Source organism: Moorena sp. SIO3B2 (genome assembly GCF_010692525.1).
Classification (GTDB): Bacteria; Cyanobacteriota; Cyanobacteriia; order Cyanobacteriales; family Coleofasciculaceae; genus Moorena; species Moorena producens.
The window spans coordinates 1-1,271 of the sequence record NZ_JAAHHE010000910.1 but is presented as its reverse complement, the minus strand read 5'-3'; the positions used below and the strand labels follow the sequence as shown (position 1 = coordinate 1,271).

Sequence of the window (1,271 nt, the reverse complement as noted above, 5' to 3'; positions counted from 1 at the left end):
TCACCGCCGTTTGACCTGTACCGTAAATCAGTTGGTTAGGCTTGTGCAGGGGTTTGTACTGGAATTCAGTTGGTTGGCTGGTTGCTGTCATTTTAATGCAGAAGTTTAAGCTTGAATGTTGACTGTTAAATTTTAAATTTTAACTGTTAAATGTTTAAGGTTTAAGCGTGAATTAATGGTAATCAACATTCATTTTGACCAACTACGGCGTAGGTTAAAGAAGCCTTCCAGAAAGTTTTTTAAGGTCTGATTACGACTCATTCGTTGATGTTGCCACTGGATTGCTGTTTTATTAAAAATCTCTGACAAGGTGGGATAGGGATAATAGACATTTGCTAACACACCCAATGTGATTTTCTGCTGAATCGCTAGGGTAATTTCCCCAATTAATTCTGTTGCTTGTGATCCAACTATGGTTGCTCCTAAAATTGTCCCATTGCGCCCCACTACCAGTTTCATATACCCAGTGGTTTGCCCCAGGAGCTGAGCCTGATCTAACTCTTTAAAATATTCTCGCATCACCCATAGATTCTTACCATAGCGCTTTCTAGCTTCTACTTCTGTAAGACCTACCCGTGCTAATTGGGGTTCAGTTAAGACTGTCCAAGGAATCCCGTGATAGTCCACCTTAAAGCAGGGGAAAAACAATGCATTCTTCAAGGCAATGCTGGCTTGATACTGGGCAATATGGCCACAGGGATAACCACCAGCCATCTTGCCACAGCTATAGATGCGGGGATTAGTCGTTTGTAGCTTCTGATTGAGCTGAAGACCCTGCTGAGTGTACTTTATCCCAACCCCTTCTAGATTTAAGGATTCCACATTGGGTTGCTCACCCGTAGCCAGTAAAATGGCATCAGCTTCAATCGCCTTATTACCAGCCTGAACCCAGGTTTTACCCTCAATCTCTCTGACCTGATCAACTGGACTATCCGTCAGAACCCGAATTCCCTCAGCTTCTAACTGAGCTTGTATGAGCCTAGATGCTTCTAGGTCTTCCTGGAACAAAATACGGGTAGTACTGACCACCAACGTTACCTCACAACCGAGTCTCACTAAGGTCTGAGCTAGTTCTGGAGCAATAGGCTCATCACCAATTACTACCCAGCTTTTGGGTAGTGAAGGTTGGGAGGTTGAACCTGCAACCTTCAACTTTCCAACCTTCAACACTTTGTGCCAGATATCGTTTGGTGTGAAATAGTCTATGGTCTGTAACCCTTTGATATCGCTAATATCTGGGCGAGAGCCAGTAGCGATCAGATACGCACGAG

At 43.9% G+C, this 1,271-nt stretch carries 1 protein-coding gene; it reads right to left on the bottom strand.

Annotation, left to right across the window (positions count from 1 at the left end):
- Positions 1-189 precede the first annotated feature (189 nt).
- The coding region (locus F6K38_RS42285; RefSeq protein WP_287360854.1) for a dihydrolipoyl dehydrogenase family protein at positions 190-1,271 on the bottom strand (1,082 nt) is incomplete at its 5' end.